Origin of the sequence: Pseudomonas sp. URIL14HWK12:I12 (assembly GCF_003097135.1) — a bacterium.
Lineage (GTDB): Bacteria > Pseudomonadota > Gammaproteobacteria > Pseudomonadales > Pseudomonadaceae > Aquipseudomonas.
The window spans coordinates 914,807-928,646 of the sequence record NZ_QEQL01000001.1 but is presented as its reverse complement, the minus strand read 5'-3'; the positions used below and the strand labels follow the sequence as shown (position 1 = coordinate 928,646).

Below are 13,840 nucleotides of genomic sequence, written 5' to 3'. Positions count from 1 at the left end.
GTATTGCGTGTGCTCTTATTATTATGGCGATCGGGCTATTGTGATTATTGTTGCCTGTTTCGCAGTGGCCTTGCGGCCGGCCCCCAATCAGGGCCAAGAGCAAACGTATTTTTTTGAACGCTTTAACCGTTTCACACCGAGGTGACCGAACCGGGCTGCTGATACGCAGTTTTGTTGTTCTGGGTTTGGCTCGGGAAACCTCCCGAGAAACGCCTGCATTCGTCAAAAAAATCTGTTGGCTTCGGTTCTGCCGTCGTTGTTCTTGTTATGCCAGAGCCGTTCATGTTGTTTTTATTAGAGGTGGTGCTTTTTCTTATTCTTGTTGTGCAAGAGATAAAGCAGATGGCGTGCCAACTTTTAAAAGTCCTTTTAATTCAATGGCTTGTATTTTTTTGTAGCGCTGGGGGTGCGACCGTACGCCGCAGAGTGTTCCCGCGTTACCCGTTCCGGATGCTTGCGCGGTAACACCTGTTTCCCTGTCTGGGCGCTCTAGCATGGGGGCGGGGCGCAGGCAACCTCGTCCGGCCAGCTTTACTGCGAAAGCTCCACCGTTCCACGTTGGTGCGCAGCGGTCATTGAGTTCACGCACGCGGGCCGGCGCTAAACCGGTGAGGCAGCAGCCTTGCGGCCTCCCTGGCGACCAGTGGCGCCGGTTTGCAAGCGGGTCAGGTGCTTGATAGAGCGGTTCGATCCAGCGTTGGAGGTATTCAAAAAAAGTCGGGAAAAAGCCTAAAGTTATTCTGGCCTCTGCCGCTATCGACGGTATGACGCTTACGCGATTTCCACATCCGTAATCACGCTGAAAAGGATTTCGGCGCCCGTTCAATAGTTGACAAGGAGTTGTCCATGCCTCTTCTTCCCATCTTCGATTTACTGCGCTCATTGATACGCATCAATGGGGCTGCCCTCTCTTGGTGTTTCGATAGCCTGCCGTCAGGCTGAGCCTAGGCCGGGTCGGCCATCGCCGACCTGCAAGGGTCGAAAACACTTTTCTATTCACGGCTGAAATGGACTTTAGCCCCTTGTTCACAAGGAGCGTGCCATGCCGTTCGCATGTCCGACTTTTAGGGTGCCTGGTCATCCATCAGCCCATCCGAGCATCATCATCTTCTTGGCAAAAACCCATCCGTGCAGTGCGATAGCTGTACGCTTCCTGCGTTGTTGGCGCTCAACGTTGCGCATGGCCTGAATTCTGAAGTTGCAACACCCATGCGGGCCTCGCACGGGGGCCGCTATTCCTAGAAAAGTAAAAAGGAGTTTCTTCATGACTGCAGTCAATTTCACTACGACTTCGGTAAGCCCTGTAGCCTCGAGTGCGCCAAGTTCAGTAAGGAGCAATATCGCGCACAAGGGAAAACCTGAGGCTGCGCAAGTGTCGTCGAACGCCTCAGCGCCCAAGCCGAGTTACAAAGTTGACCTTTCGGAGATGTCGCGTCGCTTGTCCAGCGGTGATCAAGTGAAGGGGCGCGAGGAATCAGAGGGGATGGACATGCAGAAAATGGTGCAGCAGATGCAGCAGATGGCGAAGGTGCAGAAAGCTAATCAAATAGCACACTCGATTGCCGGTGTATCAAAGTAACGAACCCGAAGGGATATTGTACCGCCCTCATCAAAATTGACTTAACCCATTGTCGCTGCCGAGCAGCCAAGTGCCGTTAGCTTCGCCAGCGATTTGCGGCAGCTTCCCATGGTGCCGCACTACATGAGGTAATTTGAATGAAATGGTGTCTCTACCTAGCGACGGCTTCAATGGTTGTCGTAAGCGGGTTTGCATCGGCAAGTGCGCAAACATGAATATCTCCCGCAGCGGCTACAGTATTCCGCCTGGGGCAGATCATATAGTGTACGGGCCGATGAACATCACATGCTTGACCATGGTTGATTTGAAATTTTCAGATCTCTCAGGAACTGCAGGGAGCTCGAACAAGCTTAGACATGTGATTGAGTATAGTGCGGGTGGCGTATGGAGCCTGTATTCCGAAAGGATTTCGACAGGCTCTACCAGCATGGATCGCAGCTTCTTTCCCGACAAAACGGGACAGTATCGCTATAAGATTTTCAATACAGGGCCGACTGAAGTCAGCCACTGGCGTATGGAAGGGCGTATGCCACTCTATTCTATTCCCGGCACCTAACAAGGTAGAGCGTCGATCACTTTGATGAGCCCAAGGCATCGACGATATCGTTGGTTAGGTTTCTTCACTACGGTGGAAAATTTGAGTACAAGAGGAAGATTGTATGCCGGCCGTAAATGCAGTGTCGACCATGCTCGACAGTTTGGCTGCTGGTTATCTAAAGGGCGTCTGTCGCTCCGAAAATTTTGAATCTTTTCAGGTCAAGACTGGCGATAAAACGGGGGCGGGAGGCGTGTTGAGCGGCGTGCTCAGTGACAAGGACTATACGACATTCAATAGTGTCGTCAAAGACCTCAATGTGAAGAGCGCCAGCTATAAGGAGATGTCGGAAGTCTACCGAAAGTTGGCAGCGACCGGGTTAGTCTCGGAAAATGACATTCTTACTAGTTTCATGGGGTCATCTGAACATGACACTGGAGGCTATCAGGTTAATGGCAATGCCAAATACAACCAGTGGCAGTACCAAAAGGATGCATTGGCAAGTTATGCCGATCCCATGCTTTCGGAAACCCGCGATCGAGCGCTGAACACTTTTAAATTGATGGCAGCCATCGCCAACGCTTCGCCGGTGACTGGGCAGACGGTCGCTAGGGAGTCGGTGAGTGCCCAGGACCGTGAGCAGGCCGTTCAGGTAGACCTCTCCGAAGAAGCGCGTCGACGTGCTCGGAAGGAGGGGTATGGCATTGAAGATCGTGAACCCGATGAGTCGAAATTCATGAACAAGCTACTCGAAGAAATGAAGCGAATAGCGACGGCTGCGAAAGCTGCCGAAAATGTCCAAGCGGCTGAGGCCGAAGCCACAGCCTCGGCGCCCCCACCTATCCCACCCTCAACCTAGCTCCACCCAAATCGGCGCATGGTCCGACGGCTTTTCCATCCCCCGAAGTTCGTAGTCCACCCCCGCGGCCTTCACCCGTGGCAACAGCCCGGTGGAGGCCATGATCAGGTCAATGCGCAGGCCGCGTTTGGGCGCGTCTTCGAAACCGCGGCTACGGTAGTCGAACCAGCTGAATCGGTCGCTCACCTGGGGGTGCAGGTGGCGGAAAGTGTCTACCAGGCCCCAGCCTTTCAGGCGTGCCATCCACTCGCGCTCTTCGGGCAGGAAGCTGCATTTGCCGGTTTTCAGCCATCGCTTGGCGTTGTCGGCGCCAATGCCGATGTCGCAGTCTTCGGGTGAGATATTCACATCGCCCATCACTACGAGCGGCTGTTCGGGGTGGTATTGGCTTTCGAGCAGGGTTTGCAGGTCCTGATAGAAGCGCTGCTTGGCTGGGAACTTGGTGGGGTGATCGCGGCTTTCGCCCTGCGGAAAGTAGCCGTTCATGACCGTGATCGGCTTGCCGTGCTCGTCTTCGAACGTGGCATAGATGAAGCGGCGCTGGGCCTCTTCGTCATCGCTTGCGAACCCCTTGTGCACCATCAGTGGCGGTTTGCGCGAGAGCAGGGCGACGCCATAGTGGCCTTTCTGCCCATGAAAGTGAACGTGGTATCCCAGGGCTTGGGTTTCAGCCAAGGGGAACTGCTCATCGGAGACCTTCGTTTCTTGCAGGCCGATCACGTCGGGCTGATGAGCTTCGATCAGGGCGGCTAACTGATGAGGGCGTGCGCGCAGGCCGTTGATATTAAATGAAACAATTTTCATGGCAGGCGGCCTCGGGTTAAAACGCCCATCCTAACCAAGCTGTTACCGCCCGGCCAGCCCGCAGGGCGGCAAAGCGCAGCGGTGGCATGTTAGGATCGCGGCCATGACGTATTCAGGACGAATTTTCCCAGGCGGCTTGCTGGCCCTCTTGGCGGGGCTGGCACAGGCGCAAAGTGAGTTGCGCGGGGATGTGCAGCCGCCAGACGACGCCCTCAAGGCTAATATTCAGAACTACATCGGCGACCTCGGTGAGCGGGATGCCGAGGCGCTGGTCCAATTCAGCACGGGGGCCGAAGAGCAGGCGAGCAAGGCGGCTCAGGCGCTCGGCTTTTATCGGGCGCGAATCACCAGCGAGGTCAGCGGCCAGGGCAGCCCGCGGCTGACCCTGCACGTGCAGCCCGGTGACCCGGTGCGCTTGCGCACCGTGCATATTCAGGTGTTAGGGCCGGCCGCTCAGCTGCCAGGCTTCAAGGTGCCCTCTGGCAATGGCTTGGCGCCTGGGCAGCCGCTTAATCACGGCAATTATGAAAACGCCAAGCGTTCGATTCAGAATCAGGCGTCCCGCTTCGGCTACTTCTCCGGGCACTTCACGGCCCAGCGCCTGGTGGTGGACCCTGTTGGCGGAGTTGCCGACATCGAGCTGGTGTACGACAGCGGCCCGCGCTACACGCTTGGGCCCGTAGCTTTCACTGGCGACAGCATTATCGCCCCTGAGTTGTTGCAGCGCATGGTGCCTTTCAAGGCGGGCACGCCTTACGATTCGGAGCTGATCGCTCAGCTCAATCGCGACCTGCAAAGCAGTGGCTATTTCGACAATGTCCGCGTCAATGCCGACCCCGGTACCGCCACGAGCCAAGTGGTGCCGGTCACTGTGCAGGTCGACAACCGCAAGCCACGGACCCTCGGGCTGGGTGTAGGCTTTTCGACGGACGTGGGGGCCCGCGGCAAAGCCAACTGGACGCGGCATTGGGTAAACCCTGAAGGCCACAGCTACGGTGCAGAGATGGAACTCTCTGCACCGCGGCAGAACGTCGGGCTGTGGTACGACGTTCCGCTGGACCCACCGCTGACTGACAAGCTGCGCTACGCCGCCGGCTACCAGTACGAGGAGCTGGCCAACACCGACAGCCTCAGCAAGCTGCTGACCCTGGGGCCTGAATGGCACAGCAAGCTGCCCAATGGCTGGACCCGAGTGATTTCGCTGAAGTGGGAACGGGAAGAGTATCGCCTGGGCGATGACAGCGGCCTGTCGAACCTGGTGATGCCCGGCATCAGCTATGGCTACCTCAAAAGCGATAACAAGGTCGACCCACACAACGGCTACCGTTTGCAGTTCGACGCTCGTGGCGCCCGCGAGGGTTGGCTCTCCGACGCTAACCTGGTACGCACCGATGTGCAGCTCAAGGGCCTTAAGACGCTTTGGAGCAACCACCGTTTTCTCGGCCGGTTGGAGGTAGGCGGCAACTTTACCGACGACTACAAAGGCATACCGCCATCCTTGCGGTTCTTTGCCGGCGGCGATCAGAGCGTAAGGGGTTATGACTACCAGACGCTCTCGCCGGAGAACAGTGATGGCGATCATGTTGGCGGCCGCTTCCTGATTGCCGGCAGCCTCGAGTACCAGTACCAGTTCGCCGAGAAGTGGCGCTGGGCGACGTTTGTGGACCAAGGCAATGCGTTCAATTCGCTGGCCAGCCCTACGGTGAAGACGGGCATCGGTATGGGCATTCGCTGGGTCTCGCCAGTCGGGCCGATTCGCGTCGACCTGGCCCATGCACTGGACGACGATGGCGGTATAAGGCTGCATTTCTCCATGGGGCCTGAGCTATGAAACGGGCTGTGCGCTGGGCGGGGGGGGCGCTACTGGGGCTGGTGGTGGTATTGCTGGTTGCCTTGTGGGCGGTGCTGGGCACGGCCAGTGGTGGCCGTTGGGCACTGAGCCGGGTGCCGGGCCTGGCGGTTGATGGCGCCACTGGCGCGCTGGTTGGGCAGTGGCACGCCCAGCGTTTGCGCTGGCAGGCAGGGGCGCAGTGGGTTGAGGCTCAAGATGTGGCATTGCAGTGGTCGCCCCGGTGCCTGGCAAGGCTGGCGCTGTGCATCGACTCGCTTGAGGTGGGCCGCCTCGCGATGGATTTCCCTGCGCAGGGTGATAAGCCTGCCGATGCCCCGTCGCCGCTGCCGGATCTGCAGCTACCTCTGGCGATTGACCTCAAAAGCCTACGCGTGGCTAGCCTGGCCTACGCTGGCAGCGTGCAGGCGACTGACCTGAGCCTGAGCGCCAACTGGACGAACGGGGGTATCGAGCTGCGTACGTTCCAGGCCCGCCGCGAAGCCCTGCAAGTCATCCTCGCGGGCCATCTACAACCGGAGGGGGATTGGCCGCTGGTTGCCGCCACTCGCTTGCAACTGCCCGACGTCGACGGCAAGCCCTGGTGGTTGTCATTGCAGGTTCGGGGGCCGCTGGCGGGGGAGGTTGCGTTGCAAGGGCGCAGCGAAGGCTATCTGCAGGCAATGCTGGCCGGCCGGTTGCAGCCCCTGGCCGAGCACGTTCCGGCGAGCCTTGCGATAGACGCCGAGCGGTTCGAGCCAAGCAGCAACCTGCCAGCGACGTTGGCCTTCGATCAGTTGCACATGGCGGCAGAGGGGGACCTCGCGCAGGGCTACAAGGTCGATGGCAAGGCCACCCTGCCGGCCGCCGAAGGGCCGATCACGCTGCGCCTCGAAGGTGCCGCCGAGGCCAGCGGGGCGCGTATCGCCGGGCTTTCGCTGGAGGCAGGCCCCGAACAGCGCGTGGCGCTCACCGGAGAGGTCGATTGGTCTACCGGCCTTCAGGCGCAAGCCAGCCTGGATTGGCGAGCCTTCCCCTGGGCCCGTCTCTATCCCCAGACTCAGCCGCCGCCAGTGAGCGTTGAGCGCCTCAAGGCTGAAGTGAGCTATCGAGATGGGCATTACCTGGGCAACCTGGATGGCGCTTTCAAGGGGCCGGCGGGCCCGTTCACGGTGGTTACCCCGTTCAGTGGCGATTTGCAGGCGCTGTACCTGCCGCAATTGGTGGTCAAGGCTGGGCAAGGCGAAGCCAGCGGCAGCGTGAAGCTGGATTTCGCCGAAGGCGTTGGGTGGGATGTGGCAATGGAGTTTGCACGCCTGAACCCGGCTTACTGGGTAGCGGAACTGCCCGGCCGGCTGGCAGGGCCATTGCGGAGCCAGGGGCAATGGCGTGATGGTGAACTGAAGCTCTCGGCGGATATGGCCATCGCCGGCCAGTTGCGTGGGCAACCCGCGCGCCTGTCGGTCAAGGGCCAAGGGCAAGGCCAGCAGTGGAGCGTGCCCTTGCTGGATGTGCAACTGGGGGCCAACCGAATTCAGGGCCAAGCCGCCCTGAATGAGCGCCTGGCCGGCAAACTCGACCTTACGCTGCCAAGGCTGGGCCAGTTATGGCCTGGGTTGCGCGGGCAGGCGCAGGGTTCGTTGGTTGTTGCCGGAACCGCCAGCGCCCCCGTTGGCCAGCTCAAGTTGCAAGGCCAGCAGTTGGGCTATGGCGGCCAGGCTGCCGAGCGGCTCGATCTTCAAGCCTCCCTTGATGCCCGCCAGCGCGCCAGCGTTTCGCTCACCGCCACTGGGCTGCGCGACGGCGATACGGCGCTGGGCGTGCTGGCAATTCAGGGCCAGGGCACTGCCGAACAGCATCAGCTCACCGTAAAGCTTGATGGCCCGCAACTGTCAGCGGCGCTCTCTGCCGATGGGCGTTGGAACCAGGGCGTCTGGAAAGGCCGCCTGGCGAGCGGCCAGCTACGCGGCGGGGACCAGCGCTGGCAGTTGGAGGCGCCGGCGCCTCTGCAGCGGCTGGCCTCGGGTGAGATTGACCTGGGTGCTCACTGCTGGCGGTCGGGCCGGGCCAGCCTGTGCGGAGAAAACCAACGCCCGGCTCCCGAGCCCCGCATCCGTTACCAGCTGCAGCATTTTGCACTGGAGGGCCTGGCCCCGTTGCTGCCCCAGGGGCTGGCCTGGGAGGGCGAGCTCAATGCCACGGTTGCACTGGATCTGCCAGCCAAAGGCCCGAGTGGGCACATCGACGTCGATGCCAGCGGTGGCACCCTGCGGCTGCGCGACGGGCAACAATGGCGCAGCTTTCCCTATCAGGCGTTGCGCCTGCAAAGCCGGCTGGCACCCCGGCAGGTCGATGGCCAGGTCAGTTTCGAGGGCGGGCCGCTGGGGGAGCTGCAGGCACGGGTCACTATCGATCCGTTGTCGCAAGCCAAGGCGCTTTCGGGATCCTTCACGCTCCAGGGCCTGAACATTGCCGTCGCCCAAGCTTTCTTGCCCCAGGCCCAGTCATTGGCAGGCACGGTCTCTGGGGAAGGGCGCCTGGCGGGTACCCTGGCCGCACCGCAGGTGATGGGCCAGCTGCGCCTGGCAGGCGGCAAAGTTGCGGGGCCACAGCTGCCGCTTGCGCTTGATCAACTGGCGGTGTCGATGGATCTAAACGGCGACCAGGCGCGCTTGCAGGGCAGTTGGCGCAGTGGTGAGAGCGGCTCCGGGCACCTTGAGGGCACCCTGGGCTGGGCGCCCGCGTTAGCCATGGATCTGCGCCTGAACGGTACTCGCTTGCCGCTGACGATTGAGCCTTATGCCCGCGTTGAGGCCTCGCCTGACCTGCGAGCTACGTTCGATGGCCAGCGCCTGGCCGTCAGCGGTCTGGTGCAGGTGCCCAGGGGCGCTATCACAGTTCGGCAACTGCCACCCTCGACCGTCAAAGTATCGGACGACACGGTGATCATCGGGCAGGAGGCAGGCAAGCGCTCAGCCCCCATGGCGATCGCCATGGACGTCAATGTTGAAGTCGGGCGAGACAAGCTCACGTTCGAAGGCTTCGGCCTGCAGGCCAACCTGGCCGGCCATGTGCACATCGGCGACAACCTCGATACACGGGGCGAACTGGTGCTCAACGATGGCCGTTACCGCGCCTACGGCCAGCGCCTGGCCTTACGCCGGGCGCGCGTATTCTTCGCCGGGCCTATCGACCAGCCTTATCTCGATGTCGAGGCTATCCGCCAGGCTGACAATGTGATTGCCGGGATACGCTTGTCCGGCAGTGTCGAGCAGCCTGTCAGCGAAGTGTTCTCGGAACCGGCGATGAGCCAGGAACAGGCACTGTCCTATCTGTTGCTTGGGCGCCCTCTCAGCACTTCTGGCGAAGACAACAACATGCTCGCTCAGGCTGCACTGGGGCTTGGATTGATGGGGACGTCAGGTAAGGCGGGAGAGTTGGCCAGCAGCCTCGGGGTACAGGACTTTCAGCTCGATACCGAAGGCAGCGGCAACAAAACCAACGTGGTGGCCAGCGGCAACCTGTCAGAGAAGTTGACTTTGCGCTACGGCGTCGGCGTGTTCGAACCGGCCAGTACCATCGCCTTGCGCTACGCGCTGACGCGGCGCTTGTATATCGAGGTGGCCAGTGGGTTGGCCAGCTCGCTGGATCTGTTCTACAAGCGCGATTTCTAATCGGCTTCTGTGGGGGTCGGGCCAATCGTACGGGTGTACTCCTCGATGATCCGTTGTACGCCTTCGGGCGGCTCGCAGGCCTTGAAAGTCAGGCTGATACGGACTTCGTCGGGGCGGCGTTTCTCCAGGGTGTCGCTGTGGCTGGAGAAGGTGACGAAGAATCGCTCGCTGTTCAGTTCGCCGGTCTCCATAGCGCAGCGGGCGTCGTCCAGTTCGGTGGCAGCAATCTTGACCGAGAGGTCGACCTGCATGGTGTCGAGCGCCAGCCCCCTGGGCGTCACCAGGCTGATCAATGGCACTCTCATATGATGGCCTTGGTCGAGTTCCACTTCCACCATCCGAGCTTTCATGGGGGTGCCGAGCGCTTCGGAGTTGCAATCGAAAAACTGGTCGAAAAGGCGAATGTACTGCTGGGCGATCATTTGATTGGCGGAGGTCGCTGCCTCATGCAGGCCTCGGGTAATGGCGCGCAGGTCTGCCGCCATCATGGGCTTTTTCTTCGAAAACAGGGGCAAGGTAGCAGCTCCACAAGCCCCCCACCTCGGCGAAGCCGGGGCAGGGGGTTGATTTCAGAGTGGCTCAAGGGTTGGTCGGTACCGCCGCAGTGGCGCCAAGTACGCCGGCGGTAGGCAGCTTGTCGGTGCTGGTCAGTTGTTTGTCGCGGTCAGTGTTGATGGGTTTGATCGCTGCGTTGGTCAAGGCGTCGATCACGCGCATGATCGCCTCTGGCGGCTCTTGGCGGCGGACCTGGGTCGTGACCTTGTAGCGTGCGCGGGTGTCAGTACGGCGAACTTGCTCTTTGGCATGAGAGACGCTGCCCTTGACATTGACCTTGAACGGGCCCCATCCGAGCGAAGCTTCCAGAGAGCCTTCGCCTTGAGTCGAGGACTTGTCTTCGGCAAATTGTTCGATGGTCAGTTCGAAGTCGATCGTACCTTCTTCGATGGCGATGTTAGGGTGGGAAACGGCCGCCAGCAGCGGAATACGCATCTTGCGAGTTGCAATGCCCTGGTAGTCGCCGTTGGCATCGACAATGGCCTCGTCGTATTCGAATTCGATGGAAACGGCCTTGCCATCCTGGATGCAGACCCCCATCAGGAAGTCGGCGTAGGCCTTGCTGGCAGAGGTTTGCGCCTGGATCATCGCATGCAGCGGCGTGCTGAAAATGCGGTCCATTGGCAGTGAGTTGAGCACCGAGCCGATCAGGGAGTTATCGATCATGGGTGGAATTTCCTTTTCCTTAGGAGGTTGAAGTGCCAAGGCTGGCAGTGTTTAGGGCGGTTCACGCATCGAGCCGGCGAATGTTTCCGATCTGGCGAAGGCTCAGGCCGTACTTGTGCGCCAGCACGGTGCGAGATAGGCCCTCGTCGCTTTCAGCAAGAATCTGCTGGTTACGCAGTTGCCGAAAGAAGTGGTCCGGTTTGGGAATCTCAAGCGCAGCACCGGCAAAGCGCTTTATCAGGGCCTTGAGGGTTTCGGCCGGGATGAGCTTGGCCAGTTGCGTGCGGCTTGGGTGCTTGGGGATGTACTTCGGGCACCCCCCGAACAGGCAGGTCAACCGATAGGCCTGCTCAACGCCTACGCAGTCGATCAGCAACTGAAGAGAGTGCGGCAGTTGGGTTACATCGATCCGTTCCAGTTGGCTCACGTCCATGAGAGATTCCTTGTTCCGGGCTGAAGTCAGGCTCAAATTGTGGAAGCTCGCGGTGCGACTGCTCAGGGCGCAAACGGCGCGCTCCACTGCGGAAAATGGAGTCCGTTGTGTATGAAAAATCCAGCCCTCAGCATGGCTCGATGCCCGACAGAGTGGCTTGCTGCAAGGGCTCGGGGCCTTGTGAGAGTGAGGCGGCCGCGGGCTGGCGCCAGCTCAGGGTCAGGCAAAGCCCGGTGGCTGATTGGTCGCCTACCAGGCCAACCACTAGCGGTGAAAAGTCACGTCGCAGAGTGGCCCCTGCGGGATGTCTGCGCACGATCCGGTCTGGCTCGGCCAGTACTTGTCGTGCCAGGGCAGGGAGCTGGCGCTGCGGCGCAGTGAAGCGCGGCTGTGCACCTGATGCCCTGAAACGGCCACTGCTGCGTGCCTGCTGCCAGAGCTGCTGCCACTCAAAGCTGCTGGCATTGTCGGCTGTCTGGCGAGCCAACGTGGTTATATCGGCATCAAGAGTGTTCTGCGGGTTGGAGGAAAAAGCGGTGGCGCTGGTCGAAACTGCCAGCGCAAATAGCAAGGTGTGGGCGAGCATGATAGAGGCTCCAAGCTTCAAGGGCAGCGATCATCCCAGCCCATCCATGCTCGCTACAGTCGGAAAGCTATCCGGTCATCGCGCAGCACCGCTGAACGGATGCCCGCCGCCAGGGCCGCCATGCCTTCCGCCATCAGGGGGTGGCATGAACATCCAGCAGCCGCTCAACAGCGAAACCATCAACACAGGAATCAACCAAGAGGTTTGACGCAACATGATACATAGGCCCTCATCAAGTGAACGCGAGCCCCCAATTGTGAGAGAACGCTGTACCATCTGACCCGATTCCCATCGAGCTGTCCCAGTCATCAGGTAACGGCCTGGTAGGCAGCGCGATACAAACCCGACACATCGCAAGGCTTCGTTCAACCATGACTCAAAAACAACGCTTGATCTATTCCCTGCTGATCGCACTGGTGGTTCTGCTGACCATGATGGGCCTGGGCTGGTTGCAGGCGCACAACCAGATCAGCGAGCAAGTGTTCAGGTACATGGCGATCGGCATTGCGTTGCTGACTGTTGCCGCCAACGCCGTCCTGCGCCGGCGTGTCAAGCGTTGAGGCGCTTGGCATCCAGGTAATCCTGCACCTCACAGGTCATGCTGAAGGTATTGTCGGTGTGGCGCGTCAACAACCGTTCCTGGGTCAGCCGCTTGAGCACCTCCCGCACGCTCACAAATGACAGCGACAATTGCTCGCCCTGCAGGCGGCCATGCACCCCGCGTACACCAATATGTGCGCCCTCCAGGTGAGCTTGAAGCAGGGTATGGATCACCTTGAGGCGGATCAGGCTAGTGCGCAGCCCGAAATGGCGTAACATCGCTTTGATCTGTTCATTGCAAAGCGAGGCAGGCTCACGGTCGGGGCGGGGTAGGCTGCAATGTGAGGGGGCGGCTTCGGGGAATGCGTCGTGCATTGTTGCTCCTTGGGCGCTGTAGGGCCTCGATGTCGAGGCACCTCTACAGGTAAGGACGCACGAGAGCGTATAAACCTGCATTGTCTGCAGATAAAAATCTCGTCAGCTTCGTTGGCTGGCATCTTCGGGCGTTCAAACGCCCGAAGATGCCGCGTTTCAGCGGCGGCCCAACAACAAGCCGATCACCAGGCCGAAGCCTGCGGCCATGGCGACGGTTTGCAGCGGATGGCCACCGATGTAGTCCTGTGTAGCTTCCAGCACTGGCTGGGCCTTGTGGCGTACGCCGTCCACCGATTCACGGGCCTTGCGCAGCTTCTGAGAAAGCTGATCCCGCAGCGTCTCGGCCTCTTCGCCCACTAGCGCGGCGCTGTCCTTGAGCAGTTTTTCCGATTCGGTGATCAACGAGGCTAGTTCGCTGAATGCTTGGTCTTTGATCTGTTCCTCAACCGATGCCGTGGATGCTTTGCGGGCCATGGTGTTCTCCTTGATGGCAAAAAATACAGTGTTCGGGCAATGGAGTTCGCCCGCTTTCGAAAGTTGCAGATTCCTTTACACTGGCGGGCTCCGAAACACGAACATGAACAGGTGCAAGGCAATGAGTTTCAACCTGGCCAATCTGAGCTTCGAAGAGCGCCAGACGATCGAGCAAGCCAAGGCGCGCGCCTTCGAGAACTGGAAGGCGAACCTGGGCAAGGCAAAAGGTGAGGCGGCCCGGCTCATCGGTGAAAAACCTCGCCGCAAAGGCAAATGGGCGGAGTGGGTGCGCGCGGAGCTGGAGCAGTTGTCGCCGCCGGAGTACGCCGACATGGTGCGCATCGAGGTCAACAAGTTAATGGCCTCGGCCCGATAGGGAAGCTACCAGGCTGCGTTCCAGGCGCTGCTGTCGAGCATACCGCTGTCTTTGAACCGTACTGTCCCCAACAGGCCCCCCGACAGCTTGCCCCGCAGTACGTACGGCACCGGTGCCGCAGGCGACGCCGCGGCGAAACCTACTGCCTGGCGCAATACCGAGAACGCCGAAATGCTGACCGGCACGGTCAGCATCGCCTCCCCATAGCGTGCTACCTGCCCATGTTGGTCACTCACGCCGTTGGCCAGAGGCTGCCCATTGATCTCCAGGCTCAGGGCTACGCCGTCGTAGTCGATCGGCCTGTCATTAGGGTTTTGCAAGCGCAGGTGCACGGCCATGCGAGCCTCCAGATCCTGGCCAGGTAAAGGATCGATGCCGACCACGTTGACGGTGACCGGGTCACTGGGGCTGAACAGTGCGCAGCCACTGAGCAGTAGGGTGAGGCTGGTTGCCAGCAGAGTTCGCATCGAGATGTCCGGGGTCAGAGGTTTCAGTTGAGACTGATCGCTCGCCCTACGGTTCGGGCAGTGGGGGAAAGGCGTACATGCCGCGATGG

At 60.3% G+C, this 13,840-nt stretch carries 15 protein-coding genes; 7 read left to right on the top strand and 8 right to left on the bottom strand.

Going from position 1 to position 13,840, the window contains the following annotated elements; all coding sequences use genetic code 11:
* Window positions 1-1,264: 1,264 nt before the first annotated feature.
* From F474_RS04360 to F474_RS04355, 3 genes are all read left to right on the top strand, one after another.
* Window positions 1,265-1,579 carry a hypothetical protein gene (locus tag F474_RS04360; RefSeq protein WP_097083764.1) on the top strand — a complete coding sequence of 105 codons (315 nt, stop codon included), beginning with the start codon at window positions 1,265-1,267 and terminating at the stop codon, window positions 1,577-1,579.
* 211 nt (window positions 1,580-1,790) lie between these two features.
* The gene (locus F474_RS22530) at window positions 1,791-2,135 is read left to right on the top strand and encodes a hypothetical protein (RefSeq protein WP_125483364.1); all 345 of its coding nucleotides are present in this window, start codon (window positions 1,791-1,793) and stop codon (window positions 2,133-2,135) included.
* A 103-nt stretch (window positions 2,136-2,238) separates the two neighbouring features.
* Complete coding sequence (locus F474_RS04355) at window positions 2,239-2,973, top strand: hypothetical protein (RefSeq protein WP_097083765.1); 735 nt, start codon at window positions 2,239-2,241, stop codon at window positions 2,971-2,973.
* Here the strand turns inward: F474_RS04355 and xthA are convergent.
* Entirely contained in the window at window positions 2,965-3,777 is an 813-nt protein-coding gene (xthA, locus tag F474_RS04350; protein WP_097083766.1) for an exodeoxyribonuclease III, read from the bottom strand. The genes F474_RS04355 and xthA overlap by 9 nt on opposite strands.
* 103 nt (window positions 3,778-3,880) lie before the next feature.
* Here xthA and F474_RS04345 point away from each other — a divergent pair, with 103 nt between their 5' ends.
* Window positions 3,881-5,608 carry an autotransporter assembly complex family protein gene (locus F474_RS04345; RefSeq protein ID WP_097083767.1) on the top strand — a complete coding sequence of 576 codons (1,728 nt, stop codon included), beginning with the start codon at window positions 3,881-3,883 and terminating at the stop codon, window positions 5,606-5,608.
* Complete coding sequence (locus tag F474_RS04340) at window positions 5,605-9,279, top strand: translocation/assembly module TamB domain-containing protein (protein ID WP_097083768.1); 3,675 nt, start codon at window positions 5,605-5,607, stop codon at window positions 9,277-9,279. Before F474_RS04345 ends, F474_RS04340 begins: the two co-directional genes overlap by 4 nt.
* On the opposite strand, the gene F474_RS04335 is transcribed toward F474_RS04340, so the two are convergent.
* From F474_RS04335 to F474_RS04320, 4 genes are all read right to left on the bottom strand, one after another.
* Entirely contained in the window at window positions 9,276-9,794 is a 519-nt protein-coding gene (locus tag F474_RS04335; RefSeq protein ID WP_256577665.1) for a DUF2589 domain-containing protein, read from the bottom strand. The two genes, F474_RS04340 and F474_RS04335, sit on opposite strands and share 4 nt — an antisense overlap.
* A gap of 64 nt (window positions 9,795-9,858) precedes the next feature.
* Window positions 9,859-10,500, bottom strand: coding sequence for a DUF2589 domain-containing protein (locus F474_RS04330; RefSeq protein WP_097083770.1), 642 nt, complete (start codon window positions 10,498-10,500; stop codon window positions 9,859-9,861).
* 61 nt (window positions 10,501-10,561) lie between these two features.
* Entirely contained in the window at window positions 10,562-10,933 is a 372-nt protein-coding gene (locus F474_RS04325) for a Mor transcription activator family protein (RefSeq protein WP_097083771.1), read from the bottom strand.
* 127 nt (window positions 10,934-11,060) lie between these two features.
* Window positions 11,061-11,519, bottom strand: a complete 459-nt coding sequence (locus F474_RS04320; RefSeq protein ID WP_097083772.1) for a hypothetical protein — start codon at window positions 11,517-11,519, stop codon at window positions 11,061-11,063.
* Between the two features lie 371 nt (window positions 11,520-11,890).
* Here F474_RS04320 and F474_RS04315 point away from each other — a divergent pair, with 371 nt between their 5' ends.
* Complete coding sequence (locus F474_RS04315; protein ID WP_097083773.1) at window positions 11,891-12,079, top strand: hypothetical protein; 189 nt, start codon at window positions 11,891-11,893, stop codon at window positions 12,077-12,079.
* On the opposite strand, the gene F474_RS04310 is transcribed toward F474_RS04315, so the two are convergent.
* On the bottom strand, window positions 12,069-12,434 hold the full coding sequence (locus F474_RS04310) for a fe2+ zn2+ uptake regulation protein (RefSeq protein WP_097083774.1): 366 nt from the start codon (window positions 12,432-12,434) through the stop codon (window positions 12,069-12,071). The genes F474_RS04315 and F474_RS04310 overlap by 11 nt on opposite strands.
* A gap of 156 nt (window positions 12,435-12,590) precedes the next feature.
* The gene (locus tag F474_RS04305) at window positions 12,591-12,908 is read right to left on the bottom strand and encodes a YqjD family protein (RefSeq protein ID WP_097083775.1); all 318 of its coding nucleotides are present in this window, start codon (window positions 12,906-12,908) and stop codon (window positions 12,591-12,593) included.
* 121 nt (window positions 12,909-13,029) lie between these two features.
* On the opposite strand from F474_RS04305, the gene F474_RS04300 reads away from it, so the two are divergent.
* On the top strand, window positions 13,030-13,284 hold the full coding sequence (locus F474_RS04300; RefSeq protein WP_097083776.1) for a hypothetical protein: 255 nt from the start codon (window positions 13,030-13,032) through the stop codon (window positions 13,282-13,284).
* A gap of 5 nt (window positions 13,285-13,289) precedes the next feature.
* Here the strand turns inward: F474_RS04300 and F474_RS04295 are convergent, their stop codons facing one another.
* Window positions 13,290-13,751 carry an LEA type 2 family protein gene (locus F474_RS04295; protein WP_097083777.1) on the bottom strand — a complete coding sequence of 154 codons (462 nt, stop codon included), beginning with the start codon at window positions 13,749-13,751 and terminating at the stop codon, window positions 13,290-13,292.
* Between the last annotated feature and the right edge of the window lie 89 nt (window positions 13,752-13,840).